The sequence below is a fragment of the Pseudoalteromonas sp. MMG033 genome (assembly GCF_057197785.1).
In genome coordinates, this window is the sequence record NZ_CM170070.1 from 1609808 (window position 1) to 1634262 (window position 24455).

Consider the following 24455-nt stretch of genomic DNA (forward strand, 5'->3'; position numbering starts at 1 on the left):
AATGTCGTGATGTGATAGTCACAAACCAAGCACAACCATTGGCAAAGTGATCATGTGGTTCAACGCATTTTAATGTGAAGAGGGTAGGTGAGTGAGTAACAGTTTTATCACGTTTGGCGAAGGAAGGCTGACGATTAAAGATGTGGTTGATATTGCGATGAGCCGCGCCACAGCATCGATCAGTTGCAACCCCCAGTTTGAACAAAAAATAAATTCAGCGGTGGCTTTTTTAGATGGGTTATTGCAAGAAGAAGGCGTTATTTATGGCGTAACAACCGGGTATGGTGACTCTGTCACCGTGGATATACCACTAGATCTTGTCAATGAATTGCCACTGCATCTGACGCGTTTTCATGGTTGTGGGCTTGGGGCGTATTTTGATGAAGTGCAAGGTAAAGCAATCTTAGCAACGCGCCTAGCTTCATTATGCCAAGGGTATTCTGGGGTTGATTGGCCGATGTTAGAACTGCTGCGAGATTTCATTAACCATGATGTTATTCCACAGATCCCACAGGAGGGCTCTGTAGGGGCCAGCGGAGACTTAACACCTCTATCCTATGTCGCAGGGGCCTTAGTTGGGGAGCGCAACGTGATGTATCAAGGGGAAGTGCGTGCTGCGAAAGAAGTCATGGAAACCTTGGGATTAATGCCCATCACACTTCGCCCAAAAGAAGGTCTTGCGATTATGAATGGCACGGCTGTGATGACCGCATTATCTTGCTTGGCTTATGAGCGAGCACGCTATTTAAGTCGACTTGCAACGCGTATCACCTCATTGGCAAGTATTGCATTACAAGGCAACTCACACCATTTTGATGAAATTTTATTTAGTGTTAAGCCGCATTTGGGTCAGCAGCAAGTTGCGGCAAGGATCCGTTCGGACTTAAGACATGTGGAACATCCGCGCAACTCGCCTAGATTGCAAGACCGCTATTCTATTCGCTGTGCGCCTCATGTGATTGGGGTGTTAGAAGATAGCTTACCTTTTTTCGAGTCGACCATTGAGAATGAGCTTAACTCGGCCAATGACAATCCAATAATCGATGGCGTTGGGGAGCACGTGTTGCATGGCGGGCACTTTTATGGGGGGCATATTGCGATGGTGATGGACTCGATGAAAACAGCCGTTGCTAACCTTGCAGATTTAGCGGATCGCCAGTTGGCATCTTTGGTGGATACCCGTTACAACAATGGGCTGCCATCTAACTTATCGGCCAGCGGCGAAGCGCGTAAATACATTAACCATGGTTTCAAAGCCGTGCAGATTGGTGCATCAGCGTACACCGCAGAAGCACTAAAATTGACCATGCCTGCCAGTGTTTTTTCTCGCTCAACAGAGTGTCACAACCAAGACAAGGTGAGTATGGGCACGATTGCGTCAAGAGATGCGCTTCGTGTATTACAGCTAACAGAGCAAGTGTTGGCCAGTACGTTACTGGCGGCTGTGCAAGGCGTGCGTTTACGCATTCGTCAAAATCAACTGAGCCGTGATGATCTGGCCCCAAGTGTGGGTGCCATGTTTGATGATATTGATACGCTTTTTCCAATGTTAGAAGAAGATAGACCGCTTGAGTCAGTATTAAGAGAGACCATCGCGGCGATTCAAACTCAGAAGTGGGCATTATATGAAAAAGCTTAAGCCGTTGCTTGAGGCCAGTGTAGAAATTGAAATTCCGTTTCATGATTGCGATCCCATGAATGTGGTTTGGCATGGTAACTATGCGCGTTATTTTGAAGTAGCGCGTTGCAAGTTATTGAGCGCCTATGAATGCGGCTATGACAATATGGAGAAAATTGGCTATGTGTGGCCAATTATCGATATGCAAACGCGGTTTGTGGGGTCGTGTGTATTCGGGCAAAAAATTAATGTGTCTGCCCAATTGTTGGAGTATGAAGACCGGCTAAAAATCGCGTATTTGATCACGGATGTTGAGACCGGTAAAAAGCTTACAACGGGCGTGACCACGCAAGTGGCTGTGGAAATGGCCAGTAAAGCCATGCAATTTACAACCCCACAACCGCTTGCTCAAAGGTTACGAGAGGCCATTGCTGCATCAGCTGTGTAATCGGGGTTCATTGTGGCACGAAAGTAAAAACCGCGAGTAATATCTCAGTGAATACTGATGAGCTCAGGTGCAAAAGAAAGGATATTTTGAAACTGATAGCACACACAGTGTTGGCAAATGTGTGTGCTATCAAAATACACTCAAAGAAGCGTAGGGTTGAGTTAAATTATGACGACATTTTTAAATGATTTTGGGGTTGTGTGCGCGCTTGGAAATAATAAAAGCGAAGTCAAACAGGCGCTACATCACCCAGAACTAGAGTATCAGAGCTTAGACCATGAGTTGCATTTGGACGGTGATCCTGTCTATGTGGGTAAAGTAAAAGGGGCATTACCGGATATGTCTGCTTTTCCCTCGTATCAGCAGACGCGTAATAATGCGCTGGCATTAATGGCCGTACAACAGCTTGAACCAACATTATCTCCCTTGTTAGCTAAGTTTGATAGTCAACGCATCGCGGTGATCATTGGCACGACGACGGCAGGGGTGCGCACGGCTGAGGAAGCGGTCGCGCATTACATGGCGACAGATGCTTTTCCTGCAGAGTATGGCCATCAATGTCAGGAACTGATTGCACCGGCACAGTTCCTCGCTGAATATTTGGGTGTAAATGGGCCAACTTACACTATTTCAACAGCTTGCAGCTCGAGCACTAAAGTGATGACGACTGCGCATATGCTGCTCGATACCGATATGGCAGATGTGGTGCTATGCGGTGGTGTTGACTCGCTGTGCCAATTAACTGTGAATGGCTTTGAAGCACTGGACTCAACCTCACAAAGCTTGTGCGAGCCATTTAGTGAAAGTCGCGACGGGATCAACCTCGGTGAAGCCGCTGCATTTTTTGTGATGTCCAAACAGCCCGGCCCAGTGGCATTGTTGGGCGTTGGGGAGACATCAGATGCGTATCATATTTCAGCGCCTGATCCCAGCGGGGATGGTGCTATCCGTGCCATTAATATTGCGTTGGAGATGGCCAATCGTACCCCAGAAGATGTGGATTACATAAACCTTCATGGGACAGGGACAATTAAAAATGATGAAATGGAGTCAAGGGCTGTGTATACCTTGTTCTCGGATAAGGTGCCTTGTAGTTCTACTAAGCGTTTAACAGGCCATACGCTCGGTGCCGCGGGTGCGCTCGAGTTGGGTTTATGCTGGCTGCATTTGACTGATGCAGAGACGCCGCTTCCGCCGCACAAAATGACAAAGCCACGTGATGAATCTCTAGATCCGATCCAATTGGTGCAATCAGTGACTCAACAGGCTTCGCGTATTTGCTTGAGCAATTCCTTTGCATTTGGTGGCAACAATATCAGTGTGTTAATTGGTCAGGCCGATGCAGCAAAATCGCTATGACATCGATCAGTTGATAGCACATCGAGCGCCAATGGCATTGCTGAGCCGGTTTGTCGAATACGATAAGCAGCAAGCCACTGGTGAAGTCACCCTAGATGCACAGTCGACTTTTATGACAGAGCAAGGGGTCGCGAGTTATGTGGGTATTGAGTATATCGCGCAAACTATCGCAGCCCTTGCCGGCGCGAATGCGTTGGATGCAGGACAAGCGGTAGACATCGGGTTTTTACTGGGCACACGTCAATACCAAGCTCAGTGCGCGTATTTTCAAGCAGGGAAAACGCTGCGAATTCATGTGGCACAAGTTCATCAGGACGAGTCGGGGCTCGCTCTGTTTGATGGGCAAATTCTCTGTGATGGAGATACGGTGGCTGCGGCGCAAATAAAAGTATTTCAGCCCAAAGATGCTAGCCAGTTTATTTCCGCTTCAGACATGTAAATCGGTGTTTGGCGCGAACTTATTTACTGTCATGTCATCATTGCGAATGACCTAAAATCTGCTTAACTGTACAGAGTAAACAGCAAGATAGGAATTGAGCACATGGCACTGATTGAACGAAGTCAGGTAGGCGAGTTTTGTTGGTCTGAGCTTTGCAGCGCAGATTGGGCGGCAGGCAAAAGTTTTTATACTCAGTTGTTTGATTGGCAAAGTGTTGATCAGCCCATTGGTGAGGATTGCTATTACACCATGCTGCAAAAGCATGGCGTTGATATTGCTGCCATGTATGAAATGATGCCAGAGCAGCAAGCGGCAAAAATTCCAAGTCATTGGCTTGGATATATTGCGGTAGATAATGTGGATGAGTTGGCCGAGCGGGCAACGGCATTAGGGGCTGAGATCATTGCAGGCCCCCATGATGTACCAGAAGCTGGACGCATGGTGATGCTACATGAACCTGGAGGGGCGCATTTTGCCCTGTGGCAAGCAGGTGCGCACACAGGCACTCAGCGAGAACTCGAAGCAAATGTCCCTTATTGGTATGAATTGGCCAGTCAAAACAGTGCCAAAAGTGAAGCCTTTTACTGTAATTTACTGGGTTGGCAAGCTGATCATCAGGCGATGGAAAATATGGATTATGTGGTGTTTAGTCATCAGGGTAAACCCGTCGCAGGTATGCTCGAAATGACGGATGAATGGCAAGGTCTGCCACCACATTGGATGTTGTACTTTGCGGTGCTGGACTGTGACAAGTTAGCTGAAAAAGCAACCTCATTGGGTGGCGAGGTCTGTGTCCCACCAACGGATATCCCACAAGTTGGGCGTTTTGCTGTGATAACCGACCCTCAAGGAGCGGTATTTTCCATTATGGCCTCTGCTATGGATGAAATCACAAGCTAGCCGGAACATGGTTTGTTAGCTTGATAATTTCACCATCGCAATCGGCAAACCCATTGTTGATGCGATCAATAAAAGCGGCAAATTCGCCGCTTTTCATCATGCCTTGAATAATGCTATCAAGCTTTGGCACCAATGCTTGATGTTTTTTGTGGATATAGTGGCGTATCATAATGCCCTTGGTGGGTAAAATACGCATATAAATCTTATTCAGTCCGGAGCTGCATAAAGAGCCAATACTAAAGTGATCGGTTGCAAGCAATTGGTCACTGTGATGTCGTGTTAATGCCTGAAATGCAGAAACATTGTTTTTAACACCATGGCAAGTGAGCTTAGTACGTCGACAAAAGCTGGTGGTGATCAAGCTTCCTTCAATGGTGATGATGTCACTGTCATTGCTGATGTGACACAGCTCTGGTTTTAAGCAAAATACCGCAAGTCGAACAGTGGCTAAGGGGGTCGGAATAGCAATAAGTTGAGTGTATGCGCTCATTTCATTTGCGGCACGTCCAGCCTCCGCATCAAAGCGGCCACTGTCGACCCATTGCAATCCACGCTGTGTTGGCAAGTAGTGAAAGCTCGGTTGGATATCCAGTGGGCCATAAATGCGTGTGAAGATATCCTCGATTTGCTCTTTGGCTAAATGGAATGACAACCCTTCACTGATATTGATGTTGAACTCTTTGGCTAATGACTGATTGCATACCCACAGTAACATCAATGCAATTAAGCGATACACAGTTCTTCCTAATCTTTGCTGCTTGGTTTAAGCCTAGCAGAAGTCTTCAATTGCAGGCAGTTTGCGTGTAATTATTCTCTTGAATCCCACTGTGTTTGCCCCAACAATTAAGATAAATCGCGACCTAAACGAAGAGGGAAACATGACCAAACACGTAGTGATCACTGGAGCAAATAGAGGCATTGGACTGGAATTTTGTCGTCAATATAAGGCACAGGGCCATCAAGTAACGGCTGTGGTGAGACGCTCATCTGCAGAGCTTGATGCATTAAACGTAGACGTGATTGATAATATTGATGTAAGTATTGAGCAGGATGTTGCGCGTCTAGCTGAATTAATGGCATCGAAGACCATTGATATACTGATAAATAATGCTGGTATTTTTAGTAATGAAAGTCTTGCTGAGATGGATTTTTCCCAGCTAGAAGCCCAATTGGCTGTCAATGCGGTGGCCCCAGTGCGCGTGACACATGCACTGCAAGCTCAGCTTACAAGCGGCGCTAAAGTGGCGATGATCACCAGTCGTATGGGCTCAATTGAAGACAATGGCTCAGGTGCTTATATTGGCTATCGTATGTCAAAAGCCGCGCTCAATGCTGCTGGGGTTAGTTTGGCCCATGAACTTAAACCTAAAGGCATTGCTGTGGCACTACTGCACCCTGGATTTGTACAAACGCAAATGGTCAACTTTGCCGGTGACATTTCAGCTCAGACGTCAGCAGAGCGATTGATCTTGCGTATAGAAGCGCTCAATCTGACAAACACAGGATCATTTTGGCACTCAAACGGTGAGTTATTACCTTGGTAATTAAATGACGGCGATGGGTCGAGCACAGCGGCCCACACATTGTTGTTCGGGGCTGCGCTGGTGAACTATGCTACACTTGCAAAAAAATCACCTCAGAGACCCGTATGGAACTGCAAGAAAATACGCCATTAACACTTCCTCTTTTTCAATTAAATGAGCAACTAGAAAATCGCGATATTGAGTCACCCGACATGCAATTGTCGGTTAACTTAACCGCTGACTTACTCGCGAACTTATGCCAAAACCCCGCGCCAGAGCAAAGCATGAGCATTCCATTAGATGACTATGCGGTGACTGACATTGAAGCCAGCTTTACAGCCGCTTTGAATGATGGACATCAAGCGCAGCTTATTTTAAATCATGGTCCTGTGCTCAGTGCGGTTTTAAGCCCAGTAGGCGAAGAGATGCTATTTGTTTCTCCACCTGTCGACATGATGCCAACCTTCGATCTTGGTCTAGATGACGAAGATGAAGATGAAGAAGAAGACGAAGAGACGGCAAAAAATAGTTAAGCGAAGAGGGTAGTACATGTTGCAAAAGCGCGTGATTTGGCTGGCCAGTGCCCTGTTAGCACTTAGTGGCTGTGCCATACTGGGAGTGAGTCACTATGATGATTTATTTGGACCAGAGCAACCACGTCAACGTGTGGTTGATTACCGTCAAGGTGGCGCGCAGTATCTGCAGCAAGTGAAGCCCATTTTGGATAATCGCTGTGTGGTGTGTCACGGCTGCTACGATGCGCCTTGTCAGCTGAAGCTGAGTTCGCCACAAGGCATTGAGCGCGGATTGAGTAAAGCGTTGGTGTATGACGGTACGCGTATCTTAGCGACACCACCAACGCGCCTCTTATTTGATGCAACTACGACTGCCCAGTGGCGAGATAAGGGGTTTACGCCAGTATTAAATGAACGTGTGCAAACCCCTTACGCTAATTTGCAAGGCAGTGTGATGTATCACAGTCTACTGCTTAAACAGCGCACGGCGTTTCCTGTGCAATCAGTCTTAGGTGAAGAGTACGACTTTTCATTAGATAGACAACAGACTTGCCCAACCATGGATGAGTATGAGCAATACGCTAAGACCAATCCACATGCCGGCATGCCCTATGGTTTACCGGCACTGACCTCTCAAGAATATGCTCAGCTACAGAGTTGGCTAGAGCAAGGCGCACGGATGGGGGAAGTCCCCGCGCCAAAGACCTCTGTGATTACTCAGGTCGATAAATGGGAAGCGTTTTTAAATCAATCAGGCAATAAACATCAGCTGGCTGCACGCTATATTTATGAACATTGGTATTTGGCCAACATCTACTTTAGTGACCATAGCCATTCAGACTTTTTTAAGTTAGTGAGATCAAAAACTCCACCAGGAGAGCCGATTGAGTTGATCGCGACTGTTCGGCCATTTGACGACCCGAAAGTCTCACGAGTTTATTATCGCCTGATGCATGAGCGCAGCACCATTTTGTCTAAAACACATCTGCCGCTGGCACTCAGTGATAAAAAAATGGCCCGCTTGTATGCGCAATTTATTGGCAGTGATTATCAAGTATCTGAGTTGCCCGGTTATGCGCCCAAATTGGCCGCAAACCCATTTAAGACATTTGCAGCCATACCGGTTAAGTCGCGCTATCAATTTATGTTGGACGAAGCTGAGTTGATCGTAAAAGGCTTCATTAAAGGCCCTGTGTGTCGCGGGCAAATCGCCCTGAATGTGATTAATGACCATTTCTGGGTAACCTTTGTTGACCCTGATAAAAATGCGTCCCCAGCGATAGAAGCACTGTTGATAGCCCATGATGATGATTTGTTGTTGCCGGCAGCTGAGCAGAGTAATGCCTTGCCGCTATCGAGCTGGGCAAAATACGCCAAACATCAAAGCGATTACCTCGAAGCAAAAACGCGCTTGTCGGAAGAGATATTTAACCAAGGTGGTAAGTTAGACTTAAACTTGATCTGGCAAGGAGATGGTCATAACCCCAATGCAGCCTTGACTATTTTCCGTCATTTTAACAGTGCAACCGTTGTCAAAGGGCTTGTGGGGCAGCAGCCAAAAACCGCTTGGGTATTAGACTATGCACTGTTTGAACGCATTCATTATTTGCTGGTGGCTGGTTTTGACGTCTATGGCAATATAGGTCATCAATTAATAACGCGATTATATATGGACTTTTTGCGCCTGGAAGGCGAGCAGAACTTTTTGAATTTACTGCCGCAAAGCCACCGCCAAGCCATTAAACAGCACTGGTACCGCAACTCTCATTTGAGTTTAAGCGAGTTTATTAATCGCAAGAGCTTGTTGGGCGCACCGAGCCATATTCAGTATCACAGTCACGACCCACAACGCGAGCTCTATGACAAATTGACAGCCTATTTAACACCTGTATTGCATACAGAATATGATTACACGTCAGTCCCTGAGACGTTAAAAATACTGAGTCATTTATCCATTGAAGCCATCAATACATTGCCGCAAGTGACGTTTATTTTGGCAAGCGACGAGTTGGGCGAACTCAAGGGCTATACCTTGCTGCGCCACAATGCCCATTTTAATATCTCATCTTTACTGAATGAAGCAGGTCAGCGAGCGTATAAAGAGGATTATGTGACCCTGTTACCAGGTTTTGTTGGAGATTACCCTGAAGCCATATGGTACTTGCCAAATCAAGCGCACATCACCGCGTTTAGCGATGGCTTAAAGCAGGTCTCGGATGAAGCAAGTTATCAGGCGTTAAAAGCGCAGTTTGGGATCAGACGCACCCATCCTCAGTTTTGGCAATATAGTGACTTACTGCATCAGATTGCCCAGCAGGCGCGAGGTGTAGAGTTTGGTCTATTTGATTACAACCGATTAGAGAATCGATAAATAAAAAAGTGGTGACAGCAGCTCAGCTGACACCACTTATCGCCTCGTTTAAAGTTTACTGGCTGCTGTCGCTGCAGCGAGTAACACATTTTCATCCAAACGCACTTTGTAATTTGGATTCGCGTATTGGAACTGAATTAAGCCCTTTTTATCGATAACAAAGACTGCAGGCACAGGGAGTGCAACACGGTCCTTCCCATCGAGGTCGACAAAGTTCACGCCTAACTTGTTACGATATGCTTTGGCGGTTTTGTCATCCAAGTAGTAAGCCAACCCGAGTGCTTGAGAATAAGCCAGCTCAGCATCAGACAGCAGCATATAATTGGGTGACTCTATGGTGCTTTTAGCAAGAGACTGTGGTGAGTCTGGTGAGATAGCCACTATCTGCACACCTAATTTTTTCAGTTGCGGCTCAATTTTTTGGATCCCGTTTAGTTGGCGCACACAGTATGGGCACCATCCGCCACGATAAACGACCACTAGGGTCGTTTTGTTTTGATATAGCTTGGCTAAATCGACCGCTTTACCCTGACTATTTTTTAATGTTATCGCTGGCGCCTCTAATCCCGGTAGCAGCGGCGCCACCGTTTCTTGTGAATTACTGATGTTGGTGACAGTGGCCGCAGATGCGCTTGGTAGCACAGCTAACAGTAAAGCAAAGAGTAATACTTGCATAAGTTCCTCGATAAAAATGATTGGTCAGTGATATAAGACAGGCAAAGTGACGAAAGGCTTTCGCTCGGGTATGATATTGTGTGTAACTTTTATAATTTATCAGGTCAAAGAGAGCGAATATGTCTGCAAATATCACAAAGCTGGTGGTAATGCTGGAAATGCAAAATGCGATGAATACCAAGGTGCATGAGCAATGGTTTAGTCAGGGTTTTGAATGGTATCGAGCAATTTGGGTCGAGTGTGCAGAAATGCTAGACCACTACGGTTGGAAGTGGTGGAAAAAACAAACGCCAGACACAGAGCAGGTGATCTTAGAGCTGGTAGATATTTTTCACTTTGGTTTATCACTGCGTATTGATGGCGAAACCTCATTTGAAGAGTTGGCAAAGCAGTTAGATAAAGAGCTTGCTGCTCCGAGCCAAGCTGATGACTTCAAACAAACGCTTGAGTTGTTGGCAGCCAGTGCTGTGGCTGACAAAGCATTTAATGCGGCAGCATTTGCAGGATGCATGGCGCAAATTGGTATGAGTATCGATGATTTATACCGAGGGTATGTGGGTAAAAATACGTTGAACTTCTTCCGTCAAGATCACGGTTACAAAGAGGGTACCTACATCAAAGAGTGGGATGGCAAAGAGGATAATGAGCACTTGGTGGAGATAGTTAAAAGTCTAGACATTGAGCATCCAGACTTTGCTAAGCAAGTATATAGCGGCTTACAGGCACGCTACCCTGCGTAATTTACGTAATGGGTAAGAGTGTACGATAGTCACTGATGGCCATATAGTCAGTGATCTCCTTTGGAGGTTGCTGACTGTCAGGGTTATTGATCGCCAATAAGTGGCCAATGCCATATTCTTTTGCAGCAGCCAATACGCTTAAGCTGTCATCTACAAATAAAGTCCGCGACTTATCAAAACCAAGGTCTGCTTGCACTTGCTGCCAAAGAGACTGACTTTCTTTACTGACACCGTATTCATGGGTCGAAATAAGCTTGTCCAAGTAGCCATCGAATTGCGTGCCAATCAGCTGAGTGCGCTCTATTTTAAGGCTTAAGCTATCTGGGTGGGCATTGGTAAGTAGCACCAATTCTTTACCTGCATCTTTGAGCGCCTGTAAAAAGTCTGGCACATCCTCTCTGAGCGAAATGAGATGTTCCACTTCGCGTTTGAGTTCCATAATCGGTAGCTGAAGTTCTGCTTGCCAGTAATCAAGGCAATACCATTCAATCTGCCCTGTTACGGCTTCATATCTGGCAAGAATATCTGCGCGAGCTTGTTCAAGCGTAAGGCCCTGTCTGAGTGCATGGGCTTTGGGGATGATCTCCAACCAAAAATGGTTATCAAAATGAAGATCTAAAAGGGTGCCGTCCATATCGAGTAAGACGGTATCGATTTTTGACCAATTTAGCATAGGCTTTTAACTGCAAAGGCTTTATGATTAGGTTATCCACATCATAGCAAATAAAAGTTTATGTCACAGAAAAAGCATCCCTGTCCGCCGGAAATTTTGTCATCTGATGTCGTTGCCTCGAGCCGGTTGTTTACCGTTGAAGCTTTATCCTTAGAGTTTTCAAATGGTGAGCGAAGGCAATACGAGCGGGTTAAAGGTGGTGGTCGCGGGGCGGTCATGATTGTGCCAATAACGGCTGAAAATGAACTATTATTAGTAAGAGAATACTGTGCAGGCACACATGACTATCAACTGGGCTTCCCTAAAGGGCTCATTGATCCAGGTGAGACACCCATAGAAGCCGGTAATCGAGAATTAAAAGAGGAAGTCGGATTTGGCGCCAATGAATTTGTCGACTTAAAAACGGTTTCTCTTGCGCCCAGCTATTTCAAAGCACATATGCATATTTTATTTGCAAAAGATTTGTACCCTGAACGTTTAGAAGGAGATGAGCCGGAACCGCTGGTGGTGGTGAAATGGCCCCTTGATGACTGGCAATCTCTACTGGATCAAAGTGACTTTACTGAAGCGCGAAGTGTGGCTGCACTGTTGTTATTACAGCAGCATTTATTAAAGGAGGTTTAAATTGCAAACCTACTTAGAGCCATGTATTGAACTTGCGCAATTGGCAGGTAAGGCTATTATGGCCATTTATCAGCAAGATGATATTGGTCAGCAAGAAAAGTCTGATCATACCCCTGTCACTGCCGCTGATTTGGCTGCCAATGAGGTATTGCTCAATGGCTTAAAAGCGCTCGCGCCGGATATTCCCGTGATGTCTGAAGAAACGCCTATTCCCCCGCTTGAACAGCGACAAGATTGGCAACGTTATTGGCTTTTAGACCCAATGGATGGAACCGGCGAGTTTATTTTGCAAAGTGGCGACTTTGCGGTCAACATTGCTTTGATTGAGGGGAATCAGCCCGTATTGGGTGTGATCCATTGGCCAGCAAAAAATGTCACTTATTTTGCGACTAAAGGGGCGGGGGCATATAAGCGCTCAGGTGAGACGGATGAGCAAATATTCGTGGCGCCACCTGATACGCTAACGCTTGCTGTGAGCCGACGACAAAAAATTGAAGCAGTGAGCCAGTATTTAAATAGTCAGTTTGACACGATTGCTCTGGGCTCTTGCTCATTAAAAGCGTGTATTATCGCTGAAGGCAAAGCGGATTGCTTTTTACGTGTCGGCCCAACAGGAGAGTGGGACACGGGGGCATCTCAAGTGATTGTAGAAGAAGCGGGCGGATGTATTACTGATGCACAATTCAATCCGTTGACTTATAACCAAAGAGAGACCACTGAAAACCCTGACTTTATTGTTATGGGTCACCCTGATTGGCAGTTTCAGAAGTTGATCAGCCCTCATCAAAGGTAATGAGTAAGGTTCTGGCTGCGTATTTTTGTCATGTAACGTGGGTAAAATACGCGGTTGGCACGTTAAGCTTTCTACTCAAATACGTGCTTTTATAAAGAAAAACACAGTTTTGCCGTATTTTTGTTCATTTGAGCAATTATTTTTTGTCAAATCCTTGCAATAAAAATAAATTTAGATATTATAGCGACCTCTTTAAGGAAGAGCTGCAAAGCACTGATTTAAAGAAGCATCGATTTATTGATGCATACAGGCGCGGGATGGAGCAGCCTGGTAGCTCGTCGGGCTCATAACCCGAAGGTCGTCGGTTCAAATCCGGCTCCCGCAACCAACTTCTTAGTTAAGAAAGAAGCAAAACAAACTTAACATTACAGGCGCGGGATGGAGCAGCCTGGTAGCTCGTCGGGCTCATAACCCGAAGGTCGTCGGTTCAAATCCGGCTCCCGCAACCAACTTCTTAGTTAAGAAAGAAGCAAAACAGACTTAACAATACAGGCGCGGGATGGAGCAGCCTGGTAGCTCGTCGGGCTCATAACCCGAAGGTCGTCGGTTCAAATCCGGCTCCCGCAACCAACTCCCTGTATTAACCAAAAGCAATATTCCTAATAAATTCCCCATTTAAATTTATATTACTCATATTCATTGAAATAATTTTTTTCTGTTTTTTAAATGAGCGCACTATTCAGTACGCTGGTTATGTCTTTTTTATTTAACAACGGCAAGATGAGCGGTTATCAATGCAGCTATGTGCAATTGAAGCTTGGCAGCATGCTGTATTTGCGGTTCTCGCCCCTGCGATATTTGGTGTCTGTGCAGGGTCTATTACTTTTTCATGTGTAAGCGATTTAAGCTGCTTTTTCTCTATTTTTAATTTCATTAAATTTTCCTTTTTAACTGATCCAAAATAAAAGCGACCGTTTAGACGTCACCTCAAAAAATAACTTAATACATGTCATGTGAGAAATAAATATAAATTACAAGTTTACAAAACTTTACGTGGGATTACTTTGAAGATTTTGGCTTATAAATTAGATTAATAATGGAAAGCGGCGCTGCTTCTAACTTAAAATTAAAAAGGAAATTAAAATGAAATTATCTCTTCAAAAGAAAAAACTAAAAACGTTGTCTAAAAGCCAAAGTGTCATGACAGAGCAAACACCAAAGGTTGCCGGTGGTGCGGCATTTAATACCACAAGACCGGGTTCTACATGTCAAAATACAACAGCTTGCCCATCTAGAGATAGGCCTGATACTTGCAAAACTATTTCAAGAGAAATCAGTTGCTTAATCGGCCACAGTTGTCTGTGCTAATACCATAATATGTTGCAGTGGGGGCGTGGGCTTTCGCTGCTTTTGTAAATCAATATCATTTCCTCACACGTATGCCTCAGATTGGATTGGCTGTCATTATAGTGAGGCAGTATAGGGCATGCCAACACGCATTAATTAATTGGAAGTCGATATTTAGAAGTGTCTAAATTGGGGATTTTATATTGCAAAAAGCCGTGTTTTATTTAGTTGCGGATAAAAGCGCAGGCAGGCTGAATAGCCCACCTGATCTAAATTAAAATTGAGCAGAAAACGCTTCAGCTTGTTTCCAAACTCTAAGGGTATTCCCACCTAAAATCAGTTTAATGTCTTTATCGCTGTAACCGCGATCAAGTAGGCCTTGCACAAGATTCGGGTAGGTAGAAACATCCTTAAGTCCGATTGGCAGTGAGTCGCCTACGCCATCGTAATCCGAGCCAATACCGACGTGCTCGATGCCAATCAGTTTAACCACATGATCAATGTGGTCTAGTACCTGCTCTAAAGAGGCGAATGGAAATGGGTTACGTGCTAAATACGCTGCACGAAAGTCCGTTTTTGTGGCACCGCGGCTTGTCGCTTCTTGTTCTGCCTCGCTACGCTTGTCATACCATTTTCGTGAGGCTGAGGTGACAAAGCTCGAGCCAAAGTTTATTTGGATAACACCGCCATTTTTTTTCAACGCCAATAACATGTCATCGTCCATGTTGCGCTCAAATCCCGGTGTATATTTTCGCAGTGATGAATGTGATGCAATCACGGGTACTTTTGAGATCTCCATGACCTGATAAAACGCTTTATCAGAAATGTGTGAGACATCTATCAACATGCCCACTTTGTTCATTTCGACAACCAGATCTTTACCAAAGGGACTGAGGCCTTTCCATTTTCGACGTAAATCATAAGACGAGTCAGAAATATGGTTACTTTGAGAGTGTGCCAGTGTGATGTAGCGTACGCCTCTGTCGAAGAAGTGTTGTAAGTTCTTCATCTCTCCTTCAATAGGCGAGCCGTTCTCCATACCCATCGCAATTGACATCAAGCCTTTGTCAAACTGTGACTCAATATCTTTAGTACTGTGGGCAATGGCAAACTTATGTGGCGCACGATGAACCAGCGCTTCCATGCCATCAATGAGCTGGTTGGCAAGCTGATAGCTTTTCCCTTTCCCCTCAAACTCAAGACTGGCAGGAATGTAAATTGACATAAAAGGCGCATTGAGTCCGCCCTGCATAGCGCGTGGGTAATCAAAATCCCCGCCTTCGGTGGCTTTTGAGACATCGTCCCACTTCATGTTAATTCTATAAGGAACATCAATATGGGTGTCGATGAGCAGGTTTTCTTGTGCCAAGCGAATGGCACGTTCGGATGCGGTGTATTCTTTTGCATGGACAGAGGTGGTTGCCAATGCCAGAACACAAAGAGCTAAGCTTAACTTCATGTTTGCGCCTTTATTATGATTGTGAAGTTTGATTGTAACAACTAATTATAAAGGCTCAATATGCGGTGTTATTTTAATCGCTGAATTATTAATAAATGGGCTCAGAGGTATAATCTTGGCTTTGCATCGCATGAAACTCAGCTTTGCTGACAATATTCACGGACTCATGGAGCTCTGAGAAGACAATTAATGCTTCTCCACTTTGCAGTTGTGCTTTTACTTGCGCCACTTTTTGCTCTGTGGTGATTTCGCTATCGCCATAGTCTGTGCCTTCACGCAAAACATAATGCTCAATTAAACTATCGAGTGTTTCGGGGGCAATTTGTTGATAAGGAATAAGCATACAGATACCGCTATTTAATAAGTGAATGAATATAGTCAGGCACGACCTTTTCGAGCCAGTAAACAGGCTTGAATGGGTTGTTACCCGCAATAAAGCCAACATGTCCGCCTTTTGAAGAGACCGCCAACTTAACCTGTTTACTGACCTGCTCTGCTAGGGGGATCGCTTGCTTTGAAAGCATAGGGTCATCCTCTGCATGGATCAGTAAGGTTGGGGTTTCTATTAGGCCAAGGTATGGCTGTGAACTGGCCTGAGCGTAATAATCTTCAGCACCCTTAAAGCCATGTAGTGGCGCTGTGACGCGGTTGTCAAATTGCCATAAATCGTTTATCTTGGCTAGTTCATTGGCAGTCAGATTAATCGAGCTTTGTATTTGGCTGAGCTTGCGTGAGAAAGAGTGTTTCATCCTATCTAATAAATATTTTTGATAGAGCTTATAGCAGCTTTTCCTGATCACCTGACATGATGAAGAAAGGTGGTAGGGGGCAGAAACGACTGCCGCACCCGCTAAGCGGCTTGCTTGGCCTTTTTCACCGAGATATTTGGCAAGGACATTGCCACCTAAAGAAAAACCGACAGCGAACAGCGCTCGACCCGGAAAGCGTTTGCTCAGTGTTTGAATTAAAAAGCCAAAATCCTGCGTTTCACCACTGTGATAGGCGCGAGGTTGCTTGTTTACTTCTCGAGAGCAATTGCGAAAGTGCATCAGTACGGCATCTAACCCAGAGCGTGTGAGCGCCCGCAACATCCCTTTGGCATAAAAGCTGTTGATATTGCCTTCTAAGCCATGCAGAACAATAACCAAAGGCGCATTTGGGTTGCCATTATTAGCCCAAGCTAACTCTAAAAAGTCGTCATCTGGCGTAGAGAGGTGTTCAAAATTGACATTGGCTTTTAAGTTTGGTCGAAATGCGCGAGGAAGTATGGTTTGAACGTGTCGGTTGCGCATCCACCAAGCGGGCCGAAAATTCAGATCAAGCTGCTTTGACATAGGACGGTGACATTCTCTTGTGACGGTTAACTTAAACAGTGTACCAAAGCTGCAACCAAATGAGTATGTGTGTCGATGAGATATAAAAAGCACCCGACCAGCGAAGCTGATAAGGTGCTTTGTGCGTCGTGCTTAATTCTGAAACGGGAACTAAATTTACTTAACAATAGTCAGGTGACTTGCTTTTACTCTGGTACTTCAGCCTCGTTGACCTTTTTCACAAAGTAATAGACATAGTAGATACACAGCGCAATGACGACGCCAAGTAGACCGAATGATAAATACAATACTGGGTCGGAAAAGAAATCTCTAAAGAATACGTTCATGGCTGTGACTCCTCAATTTGTCGATGAGTAAATAGTAGAGGAGCCTTGCGGGTAGGGTTATGATCGAGATCAAGTTTATTATTTAGCCGATATTTACTCGGGATAGCGCTTGATCTTGATCATGTTTTCGCGTGTTCAAAGCGTATGGCGAGTTGCTTTGGCAAGTACAGTTTTAGGTTGCTGACTTGCTGAACGCGGTGCTCTAAATCAAAGCCATTGACCAACTCAATGAGACAGTGTTGCTGTAGCTTTTCAAGCTCAAGTTCTGTACTCAATAAGCTTTTTCTTAAGGTTGCGTACTCAGGGTAATCATCAAAGTGCTTTTTCACTTGCTGCCGAGTAGTGCGATATGGGTGTAGTAATGTTTTATCTGTATTTGCTGCACTGGATGCTAAGGCCTGAACTTGCAACTCGGTAAGTTGGACCGAGCGCTCAGTGAGATAATCGAGTAAGAGGCACAGGTTGACGTTTTTACCATGCAGGTCCTGGCACTCTAAGAGTACCTGTTGGACCTGCGCGTTGCGATAAACATCACAGGCATAATGCCAAAAACTGTCGGGGCTCAGCATATTTCGCCGGTGCTCGCGAAGTGGGTTTCTTTTTCCTCTAACTCTTCAAGGGCTAAAAGAAGCGATTCTTCCGTATCGTTGAGCTTAGGGGTCATGTCTGCTTGCTTGGCTAATAATTCGCTTAGCTTGGCCTTGTTTTCCGCCTCGTAAAGGCTGTTATCAGCTAACTGTGATTCTACCTCTGCGAGCGCACTGGTGAGCTTATCCAGCTGCTTTTCCAGTTTATCAATGGACTTTTTCAGCGGTTGTACGGATTTTCTAAATTCGGCTTCAAGGCGTTTTTGCTCTTTGCGATTTACACTCGAGTGCGCTTTTTCTTCTACTTCTGGCTTTTGCTTCGCTTCTTTATTGGCATTGAGTAACCATTGATAATATTCATCTAGGTCGTAGCCAAACGCAGAGACGGTGCCATTATCAACTAGATAGTATTCATCCGCTGTGTTTTTCAGCATATGACGATCGTGAGAAACGGTGACCATTGCCCCTTCAAAACCTTGTAATGCCATGACCAAGGCGTGACGCATTTCTAAATCTAAGTGGTTAGTAGGTTCATCGAGTAGTAGTAGGTTCGGTGATTGATACACTAACATGGCCAATACCAGTCTGGCCTTTTCTCCTCCTGAAAACGGTGCGACAGGGTCGAGTGCCTTATCTCCATGAAACGCAAAACCACCGAGGAAATCTCGTAGTGATTGCTCAGTGGCCTGTGGGTCTAAACGCTGCAAATGAGTGACGGCACTGGCATTTAAGTCCAGCGACTCTAGTTGGTGCTGAGCAAAGTAACCTACTTTTAAGCCCTGGTGTTGGAATACTTCGCCTGCTTGAGGATTAATATCGCCAGCCAGTAATTTGATTAAGGTTGATTTACCCGCACCATTCCTACCCAACAATGCGATGCGGCTACCAGGTACAAGATTGAGCTTAATTTGGTGCAGTATGGTGATATCTCCGTAACCCGCTTGTGCTTGATCGAGTGTCATCAGTGGGTTAGGGATATTATCTGGGTTAGAGAACTCAAAACTAAATGGAGAGTCGGCATGCGCAGGTGCTAGCTTTTCCATACGCTCAAGGGCTTTAACACGACTTTGTGCCTGCTTTGCTTTACTGGCTTTGGCTTTGAATCGAGTAATAAATTGCTCGAGGTGCGCAATGGTTTCTTGTTGCTTTTCGTACATGGCTTGTTGCTGTGCCATGCGCTCTGCCTTTTGGCGCTCAAACTGGGAGTAGTGACCTTTATAGACATTGATACACTGTTGATCTATGTGCCAGATTTGGTCGATAACCGCGTCTAAAAACTCTCTGTCGTGAGAAATCAATACCAGCGTACCTTGGTAGGCTTTTAAAAAACGTTCTAGCCAATAGACCGCGTCTAGATCTAAGTGGTTGGTTGGCTCATCCAGTAACAGTAAATCGGCGTCGCGGATCAAAGCCTGAGCTAAATTCAAGCGCATTCGCCAACCACCAGAGAACTCACTTACGGCGTAGTCGAGCTGTTCATTACTGAATCCTAAGCCATGCAATAACTCTCCAGCCTTGGCTTCGATGCTATAACCGCCAACCAGCTCCATTTGCTGATGCACTTGAGCTTGTTTTTCACCATCGCCTTGCGCCTCTGCCTGTTGCAAGGCCGTGCGCAGCTCATAATATTGCTGATGACCTTGCAGCACATATTCCATCGCTGAAATAGAAAGCGCAGGTGTTTCTTGTTTTACAGAGGCTATTGACCAGTCTTTTGGTATTTGAAAGTTACCGGCATCGGCATGCAGTTGGGACTTGAGTAAGGCAAATAGAGACGATTTACCGCAGCCGTTGGCTCCGACTAAACCGACTTTATGTTGTGCAAACAAGGTCGCGCTGGCATTTTTTAATAGCGTTTTTCCGCCACGTAACAGTTCAATATCAGAAAGTTGGATCATAATAAGCTCAATTCAAAATCACTGTCTGAATGATAACATGGATCTATAACTAGAGAACAAGCGTATAAAAGCATCCGAACTTAAGTTAAAATAGCCTTTCACAGAGTCAGTGGGGTTGTATTGTGAGAACAAAAAAACGGTTTATTGCCGGTGCATCTTGTCCAGCTTGTAATAAAATGGATGTGATGATGTTATACAAAGAGCATGATGTGGAAAAGGTTGAGTGTGTGGCATGTGGTCATTCAATGACGCAACCAGAAGAAGCGGTACAAGCGTCAACGCGTCAGTTTGAACAAGTGATTGGCGTATTTAAACCACAGTAAATGATGCGCTCTAGCGCATCATTAGGGTCGTACTTAGTAGTGTGGCGGTGGTGGCTCTTGCTCAATCGGCATCATGCCGTCGTCTTTCCCTTCTTTTATTTTTTCTGCCAGCAACCTGATCTGGTGTTGCATGGTTGATAGCCTTGCTTGATGGATTTTTAGCTCATCATTTAATGTCTCGATGGTATCTTCTTGAAAAGCAATCTTTGCTTCAAGTTCATTTACGCGACTTTCTAATTCTGTCATTACTCTATTACTCTTTCGAACTGCTCCATCAAACCACTTGAACTTTCTGTGACCAAGATGCCATCTCGTTTTGCAAATGCAACATCAAAGACAACGGCTGACTTAGGTCTGCTTCCTTCTCGTGGCTTGACTCGCCAAGTTTTTAGCTGTGTACCATCGCTTATCCGCCACAGGGTAAGCTGGCGGTTAGGAGAGCCTGTTGCGAGCAGGTTGCCTTGTTGGTTGAAGCGTACAGCACTGAATATTTTCTGCCTCGCAATATACTGTAATTGTGCCACAAGATCACCTGAAGTCAGCTGCCAAATACTGGCTTTTTTCATGCTGTCAGCAGTAAATGCGTAGCGCCCTTGTGGGTCTAGGGCGACTTTAGTTACGCGACTTGGGTGGTTGAAGCGGTGTATGACTTGACCTGTTCGGGTATCCCAAAAGTAAGCACTGTAGTCGTTTGCACCGGTTAAAGCGAAGTGGCCATTGGGTGAAAGCGCAATACTATTAATTTTTTCTTGGTGGCCAAGGAACTCTATGCGCCTTCCGCTATCTAAGTCGAGATGCACAACGACATTATCGCTGCGACCGTATAAAACATATCGACCATTATTACTGATGGCGATGTCGCGAATGGTACCTGTGTCTATTTGGTAGTAGCCGATGTTTTTTCCATCTGCAATTTGCCATATGGCAAAACGGTCGTTGGCCGCTGTGATGGCTGTTGAGTTATCATGTGCGATGGCAAGGGAGTGGATCAGGTCATCAGGTTGGTCTGAGTGAGACCACTGATATTTTAGGCCGTGCGTGGTGTTATCCCATAAAACCGCACCATGTTCGACAGATGACACTAAACTGTAACGGCCATCGTGTGAAATAGCGGCTGCAAATGCCCCGCGTGATGCATGTTCGACAGTAAGTTGCGCTTTGGAGCTATCAGGGGAGCAGCCGGGCAACATCAGTATGAGCAGGCAAACACAGAGTGAAGTGTGCAATTTAAAAAATTTGGCCATAAATTCGGTATTTCCTCTTAACTCTATGATTTGCACCGAGTAGACTAGTGGTAAAATTGATTGGGCCACAAACAGATATTAGCGTATTCGCTCAAGTATGTCGCCAGTCGTACAGATATTTCCCTTGGCAAGGTTCTCTGGGTGTGAATCTTGGCTTTGGTGGCAATGAGTGATAATGTGACATCACCTTTTTAAATTAATAATTATTTAACATGACAATGAAGTTAGAGGGCAACGTTATGTTGCTGACTGCTCGGATGTCGGAGAAAATAAAATGAAACAAACTATTAAGCTGTCTTTAATTGCAGCCTCAGTACTTGCACTAACTGCGTGTAATCAAAAAGCACAAGAAACTGCAAAAGTAGAAGAAGTAAAACTAGAAACTGAAGTACAACAGCAAGCATACGGTATCGGTGCATCAGTTGGTAACTTCCTGCAGAAAGACCTAGCTGACAAGCAAGGCCTAGGCATTGAGCTTGATCAAGAGCTTCTAATGAGAGGCTTTAAAGATGCACTTGCTGGTAACTCTAAACTAGATGATGAAAAAATTCGTGAAGTGCTAACTGCACTTGATACGTCTGTACGTGAAAAGCAAACAGCTAAAGCGGAAGCTGACGCAAAAGAAAACAAAGAGAAAGGCGCAAAGTACTTAGCTGAAAACGCGAAGAAAGACGGCGTAACAGTGACTGAGTCTGGTCTTCAGTACGAAGTAATTTCAACAGGCGAAGGTAAGAAGCCAGTTGCGACTGACGTAGTTAAAGTACACTACAAAGGTACTCTACTAGACGGTTCTGAGTTTGATAGCTCATACTCTCGTAACCAACCTGCGACTTTCCCACTTAACCAAGTAATTGCGGGCTGGACTGAAGGTCTACAATTAATGCCAGTTGGTTCAAAGTATAAGTTCACTATTCCTGCAGAGCTTGGCTACGGTGAGCGTAACCTAGGTAAGATCCCTGCGAACTCTACGCTTGTATTTGAAGTTGAACTACTTGAGATCCAAGAAGACCAAGAAAAGCCTGCTGCATAATTTGCACAGTGCGAACAAAAAAAGGGCCACTGTGAAGTAGCCCTTTTTTAATTTCAATTGTTTTAGTCAGTATGATTTGCGAAGAGGTTATCGATTAACTCATCTTCCAATCCGAAGCGCTGTTCTAATGCTTCGCCCAGCGTTGATAAATCTTTATCAAAATCCGCCATTGGGTTGTCACTGCTCGCCTCAGCATATTTGTCGTTAAAATCCAAAGCCAAGTCTGTAGATGCCGTAATTTTTGGATAAATTGACTGTGCCAGTTTTAAGCTTTCCGGTCCTTTTTCTTTGCAGGCGGCAACGATGTTGTCGTACACCTCAAAATGGCCAGCCGACAAGTAATCCATTAAAATTTGGCAAAATGATTGAATTTGCACTTGCTCTGGTAAAGCTTTGTCACTGCTCTCAAAAGGCGATAATCCGGCAACTTTATAATATAGCAACAGCAGCTCTTGACGTTCCATGAGCCAGTTATCGATAACACTATGACTCCCTCCCCATTTTTGTTGGGCTTGTTCTAACCGTGAAAGCATAGTTATCTCCTTAGCGGGTCGTTATTTAGGCCCTGCACTGACCAAATTGTGTGTGTAACGGGTATTATTTTCATGGGTACATCAAAATAGGATGGCTTGGACCCAAAAACAGACAGCAATTTGGTAATACTGAATACTTAATCTTGCCTCCTATAAAAATGAAAACTGATGAAAAGATCAACCACTTTTTGCAAAAAGCACATAATTTCTTTGATTTGTACCCTAGCTGGGTTTTTTACTCTTGGTGTTAATCATTTTTATTCCGTATTCAGTTGGCTTGTATATGGATAGTGTGTATTAAAAACAAAAACCACCCGAAGGTGGTTGAAATCAGTTTAGCGATTTGAGTTTATTCTTGTTAGAAGGTGTTTTGTTATTGTTGTTTTGCGCAGCATTTTTATAGCAAGGTTTTTTTTGTGGTGCAAATGTTCTGCGCTACTTTTTTGTGAATTTAATATCTCAAGTTTATGAAACACGGATGCAGAGTGCTAGGGTTTAGCATTGCGATTCATCATATTAGGCATACCTGACAGTACCGCTCATTAATCTGGATCATAGAGAAGTGATTTAAACGTTTGAACAGCTAGGGCGAGTAGGGATAAAGTGATACAATTCGAACAATTTTTACAGCACTGGAATTGAATCACGCTATGAGCGAGTTGAAAAATGATCGTTATTTACGCGCGTTGCAGAAGCAGCCGGTTGATGTGACACCTGTATGGATGATGCGCCAAGCGGGGCGATATCTACCTGAATACAGAGCGACGCGAGCGCAAGCTGGCGACTTTATGAGTTTGTGCAAAAATGCGGAGCTTGCATGTGAAGTGACATTGCAGCCGTTACGTCGTTATCCACTGGATGCTGCGATTCTCTTCAGTGATATTTTAACTATCCCAGATGCAATGGGCCTAGGTCTATACTTTGAAACGGGTGAAGGTCCTAAATTTGAGCGTCCAATTTCTTCTCTGGCTGATGTACAAAAACTGCCGAAGTTAGACCCAACCGATGATCTGGGCTATGTCATGAATGCAGTGAGCACGATTCGTCGAGAGCTAAAAGGTGAAGTGCCGTTAATTGGTTTCTCAGGTTCACCGTGGACTTTGGCGACCTACATGATTGAGGGCGGCAGCAGCAAAACTTTTGGCAAGATTAAAAAGATGGCTTTTGCAGAGCCGCAGACGTTGCACTTACTGCTTGATAAAGTAGCGGATTCAGTGATTGACTATTTAAATGCACAAGTAAAAGCGGGTGCTCAGTCGCTGATGATCTTTGACTCTTGGGGCGGCGTACTCAGCCCACGTGACTACAAAGAGTTTTCGTTGCAATATATGCATAAAATTGTGGATGGCCTTATTCGTGAAAACGATGGACGCAAGGTGCCAGTGACGTTATTTACTAAAAATGGCGGTCAGTGGATTGAGTCTATTGCTGCGACAGGATGTGACGCGATAGGTTTAGATTGGACCATTGATATTGCGGATGCGAAACGACGCGTTGGTGATAAGGTTGCACTGCAAGGCAATATGGACCCTGCGATGCTGCATGGCACGCCTGAGCGTATTCGTGAAGAAGTGCAGTCTATCTTAGCTGGTTTTGGTGAAGGCAGCGGTCATGTATTTAATTTAGGCCATGGGATCACGCCAGATGTAGACCCTGAAAATGCGGGTATATTCATCAACTCTGTCCATGAGTTTAGTCGCCAGTATCATCAAAAGTAATACTGGACAAAAACAAAAAACCCAAGCTTTGCTTGGGT

28 protein-coding genes and 3 tRNA genes are annotated in these 24455 nt (G+C 44.9%); 18 read left to right on the forward strand and 13 right to left on the reverse strand.

Annotated features, from left to right (window positions below; genetic code table 11):
• The first annotated feature begins 91 nt into the window (after positions 1-91).
• The 5 genes from AC2CZC_RS07065 (at position 92) to AC2CZC_RS07085 (ending at position 4764) form a co-directional block, all read left to right on the forward strand.
• Complete coding sequence (locus AC2CZC_RS07065; protein ID WP_484584313.1) at positions 92-1639, forward strand: HAL/PAL/TAL family ammonia-lyase; 1548 nt, start codon at positions 92-94, stop codon at positions 1637-1639.
• Positions 1626-2066 carry an acyl-CoA thioesterase gene (locus AC2CZC_RS07070; RefSeq protein WP_484584314.1) on the forward strand — a complete coding sequence of 147 codons (441 nt, stop codon included), beginning with the start codon at positions 1626-1628 and terminating at the stop codon, positions 2064-2066. Before AC2CZC_RS07065 ends, AC2CZC_RS07070 begins: the two co-directional genes overlap by 14 nt.
• 168 nt (positions 2067-2234) lie before the next feature.
• Entirely contained in the window at positions 2235-3425 is a 1191-nt protein-coding gene (locus AC2CZC_RS07075) for a beta-ketoacyl-ACP synthase (RefSeq protein WP_484584315.1), read from the forward strand.
• A complete protein-coding gene (locus tag AC2CZC_RS07080; protein ID WP_484584316.1) occupies positions 3406-3864 on the forward strand; it encodes a hotdog family protein in 459 nt (152 codons plus the stop codon). The genes AC2CZC_RS07075 and AC2CZC_RS07080 overlap by 20 nt, the downstream gene beginning before the upstream one ends.
• 102 nt (positions 3865-3966) lie before the next feature.
• Positions 3967-4764, forward strand: a complete 798-nt coding sequence (locus AC2CZC_RS07085) for a VOC family protein (protein ID WP_484584317.1) — start codon at positions 3967-3969, stop codon at positions 4762-4764.
• Here the strand turns inward: AC2CZC_RS07085 and AC2CZC_RS07090 are convergent.
• Positions 4754-5500: a hypothetical protein gene (locus tag AC2CZC_RS07090; protein WP_484584318.1), complete on the reverse strand. Its 747-nt coding sequence runs from the start codon at positions 5498-5500 to the stop codon at positions 4754-4756. The two genes, AC2CZC_RS07085 and AC2CZC_RS07090, sit on opposite strands and share 11 nt — an antisense overlap.
• Positions 5501-5642: 142 nt before the next feature.
• Here AC2CZC_RS07090 and AC2CZC_RS07095 point away from each other — a divergent pair, with 142 nt between their 5' ends.
• The 3 genes from AC2CZC_RS07095 (at position 5643) to AC2CZC_RS07105 (ending at position 9173) form a co-directional block, all read left to right on the forward strand.
• On the forward strand, positions 5643-6308 hold the full coding sequence (locus tag AC2CZC_RS07095) for an SDR family oxidoreductase (protein WP_484584319.1): 666 nt from the start codon (positions 5643-5645) through the stop codon (positions 6306-6308).
• A 104-nt stretch (positions 6309-6412) separates the two neighbouring features.
• Positions 6413-6820 carry a hypothetical protein gene (locus tag AC2CZC_RS07100; RefSeq protein ID WP_484584320.1) on the forward strand — a complete coding sequence of 136 codons (408 nt, stop codon included), beginning with the start codon at positions 6413-6415 and terminating at the stop codon, positions 6818-6820.
• Positions 6821-6836: 16 nt separating this feature from the next.
• On the forward strand, positions 6837-9173 hold the full coding sequence (locus AC2CZC_RS07105; protein ID WP_484584321.1) for a fatty acid cis/trans isomerase: 2337 nt from the start codon (positions 6837-6839) through the stop codon (positions 9171-9173).
• 48 nt (positions 9174-9221) lie between these two features.
• On the opposite strand, the gene AC2CZC_RS07110 is transcribed toward AC2CZC_RS07105, so the two are convergent.
• The gene (locus AC2CZC_RS07110; protein ID WP_484584322.1) at positions 9222-9848 is read right to left on the reverse strand and encodes a peroxiredoxin-like family protein; all 627 of its coding nucleotides are present in this window, start codon (positions 9846-9848) and stop codon (positions 9222-9224) included.
• 119 nt (positions 9849-9967) lie between these two features.
• On the opposite strand from AC2CZC_RS07110, the gene AC2CZC_RS07115 reads away from it, so the two are divergent.
• Positions 9968-10588 carry a dUTP diphosphatase gene (locus AC2CZC_RS07115; RefSeq protein ID WP_484584323.1) on the forward strand — a complete coding sequence of 207 codons (621 nt, stop codon included), beginning with the start codon at positions 9968-9970 and terminating at the stop codon, positions 10586-10588.
• Position 10589: 1 nt separating this feature from the next.
• On the opposite strand, the gene yrfG is transcribed toward AC2CZC_RS07115, so the two are convergent.
• Positions 10590-11261, reverse strand: a complete 672-nt coding sequence (gene yrfG / locus AC2CZC_RS07120; protein WP_484584324.1) for a GMP/IMP nucleotidase — start codon at positions 11259-11261, stop codon at positions 10590-10592.
• Between the two features lie 60 nt (positions 11262-11321).
• Here yrfG and nudE point away from each other — a divergent pair, with 60 nt between their 5' ends.
• The 5 genes from nudE (at position 11322) to AC2CZC_RS07145 (ending at position 13248) form a co-directional block, all read left to right on the forward strand.
• Positions 11322-11885 carry an ADP compounds hydrolase NudE gene (gene nudE, locus AC2CZC_RS07125; RefSeq protein ID WP_063361951.1) on the forward strand — a complete coding sequence of 188 codons (564 nt, stop codon included), beginning with the start codon at positions 11322-11324 and terminating at the stop codon, positions 11883-11885.
• Position 11886: 1 nt separating this feature from the next.
• Positions 11887-12678, forward strand: coding sequence for a 3'(2'),5'-bisphosphate nucleotidase CysQ (cysQ, locus tag AC2CZC_RS07130; protein ID WP_063361950.1), 792 nt, complete (start codon positions 11887-11889; stop codon positions 12676-12678).
• Positions 12679-12929: 251 nt separating this feature from the next.
• Positions 12930-13006 (forward strand) — tRNA-Met (locus AC2CZC_RS07135).
• Between the two features lie 44 nt (positions 13007-13050).
• Positions 13051-13127 (forward strand) — tRNA-Met (locus tag AC2CZC_RS07140).
• Positions 13128-13171: 44 nt separating this feature from the next.
• A tRNA-Met gene (locus tag AC2CZC_RS07145) sits at positions 13172-13248 on the forward strand.
• Between the two features lie 136 nt (positions 13249-13384).
• Here the strand turns inward: AC2CZC_RS07145 and AC2CZC_RS07150 are convergent.
• On the reverse strand, positions 13385-13552 hold the full coding sequence (locus AC2CZC_RS07150) for a hypothetical protein (protein WP_484584325.1): 168 nt from the start codon (positions 13550-13552) through the stop codon (positions 13385-13387).
• Positions 13553-13761: 209 nt separating this feature from the next.
• Between AC2CZC_RS07150 and AC2CZC_RS07155 the strand changes: the two genes are divergently transcribed.
• A complete protein-coding gene (locus tag AC2CZC_RS07155) occupies positions 13762-13986 on the forward strand; it encodes a hypothetical protein (RefSeq protein WP_484584326.1) in 225 nt (74 codons plus the stop codon).
• Between the two features lie 253 nt (positions 13987-14239).
• On the opposite strand, the gene AC2CZC_RS07160 is transcribed toward AC2CZC_RS07155, so the two are convergent.
• The 6 genes from AC2CZC_RS07160 to AC2CZC_RS07185 all read right to left on the reverse strand — a co-directional run bounded on the left by AC2CZC_RS07160 (position 14240) and on the right by AC2CZC_RS07185 (position 19569).
• Positions 14240-15424: a dipeptidase gene (locus AC2CZC_RS07160; protein WP_063361948.1), complete on the reverse strand. Its 1185-nt coding sequence runs from the start codon at positions 15422-15424 to the stop codon at positions 14240-14242.
• Positions 15425-15512: 88 nt separating this feature from the next.
• On the reverse strand, positions 15513-15767 hold the full coding sequence (locus AC2CZC_RS07165; protein ID WP_484584327.1) for a YheU family protein: 255 nt from the start codon (positions 15765-15767) through the stop codon (positions 15513-15515).
• 10 nt (positions 15768-15777) lie between these two features.
• Complete coding sequence (locus AC2CZC_RS07170) at positions 15778-16758, reverse strand: hydrolase (protein ID WP_484584328.1); 981 nt, start codon at positions 16756-16758, stop codon at positions 15778-15780.
• Between the two features lie 185 nt (positions 16759-16943).
• On the reverse strand, positions 16944-17084 hold the full coding sequence (locus tag AC2CZC_RS07175; protein WP_196760586.1) for a hypothetical protein: 141 nt from the start codon (positions 17082-17084) through the stop codon (positions 16944-16946).
• A 119-nt stretch (positions 17085-17203) separates the two neighbouring features.
• On the reverse strand, positions 17204-17653 hold the full coding sequence (locus AC2CZC_RS07180; RefSeq protein WP_484584329.1) for a TIGR02444 family protein: 450 nt from the start codon (positions 17651-17653) through the stop codon (positions 17204-17206).
• On the reverse strand, positions 17647-19569 hold the full coding sequence (locus AC2CZC_RS07185; protein ID WP_484584330.1) for an ATP-binding cassette domain-containing protein: 1923 nt from the start codon (positions 19567-19569) through the stop codon (positions 17647-17649). Before AC2CZC_RS07185 ends, AC2CZC_RS07180 begins: the two co-directional genes overlap by 7 nt.
• 122 nt (positions 19570-19691) lie before the next feature.
• On the opposite strand from AC2CZC_RS07185, the gene AC2CZC_RS07190 reads away from it, so the two are divergent.
• Entirely contained in the window at positions 19692-19892 is a 201-nt protein-coding gene (locus AC2CZC_RS07190) for a YheV family putative zinc ribbon protein (protein WP_023401300.1), read from the forward strand.
• 33 nt (positions 19893-19925) lie between these two features.
• Here AC2CZC_RS07190 and AC2CZC_RS07195 read toward each other — a convergent pair whose 3' ends face one another.
• Positions 19926-20138: a SlyX family protein gene (locus tag AC2CZC_RS07195; protein ID WP_063361943.1), complete on the reverse strand. Its 213-nt coding sequence runs from the start codon at positions 20136-20138 to the stop codon at positions 19926-19928.
• Positions 20138-21136 carry a WD40 repeat domain-containing protein gene (locus AC2CZC_RS07200; protein WP_484584331.1) on the reverse strand — a complete coding sequence of 333 codons (999 nt, stop codon included), beginning with the start codon at positions 21134-21136 and terminating at the stop codon, positions 20138-20140. Before AC2CZC_RS07200 ends, AC2CZC_RS07195 begins: the two co-directional genes overlap by 1 nt.
• Before the next feature lie 274 nt (positions 21137-21410).
• Here AC2CZC_RS07200 and fkpA point away from each other — a divergent pair, with 274 nt between their 5' ends.
• Complete coding sequence (gene fkpA / locus AC2CZC_RS07205) at positions 21411-22166, forward strand: FKBP-type peptidyl-prolyl cis-trans isomerase (RefSeq protein ID WP_063361941.1); 756 nt, start codon at positions 21411-21413, stop codon at positions 22164-22166.
• A 62-nt stretch (positions 22167-22228) separates the two neighbouring features.
• Here fkpA and rsd read toward each other — a convergent pair whose 3' ends face one another.
• The gene (gene rsd / locus AC2CZC_RS07210) at positions 22229-22699 is read right to left on the reverse strand and encodes a sigma D regulator (RefSeq protein WP_484584332.1); all 471 of its coding nucleotides are present in this window, start codon (positions 22697-22699) and stop codon (positions 22229-22231) included.
• 650 nt (positions 22700-23349) lie between these two features.
• Here rsd and hemE point away from each other — a divergent pair.
• Entirely contained in the window at positions 23350-24417 is a 1068-nt protein-coding gene (gene hemE, locus AC2CZC_RS07215; RefSeq protein WP_484584333.1) for a uroporphyrinogen decarboxylase, read from the forward strand.
• The last annotated feature ends 38 nt before the right edge of the window (positions 24418-24455 follow it).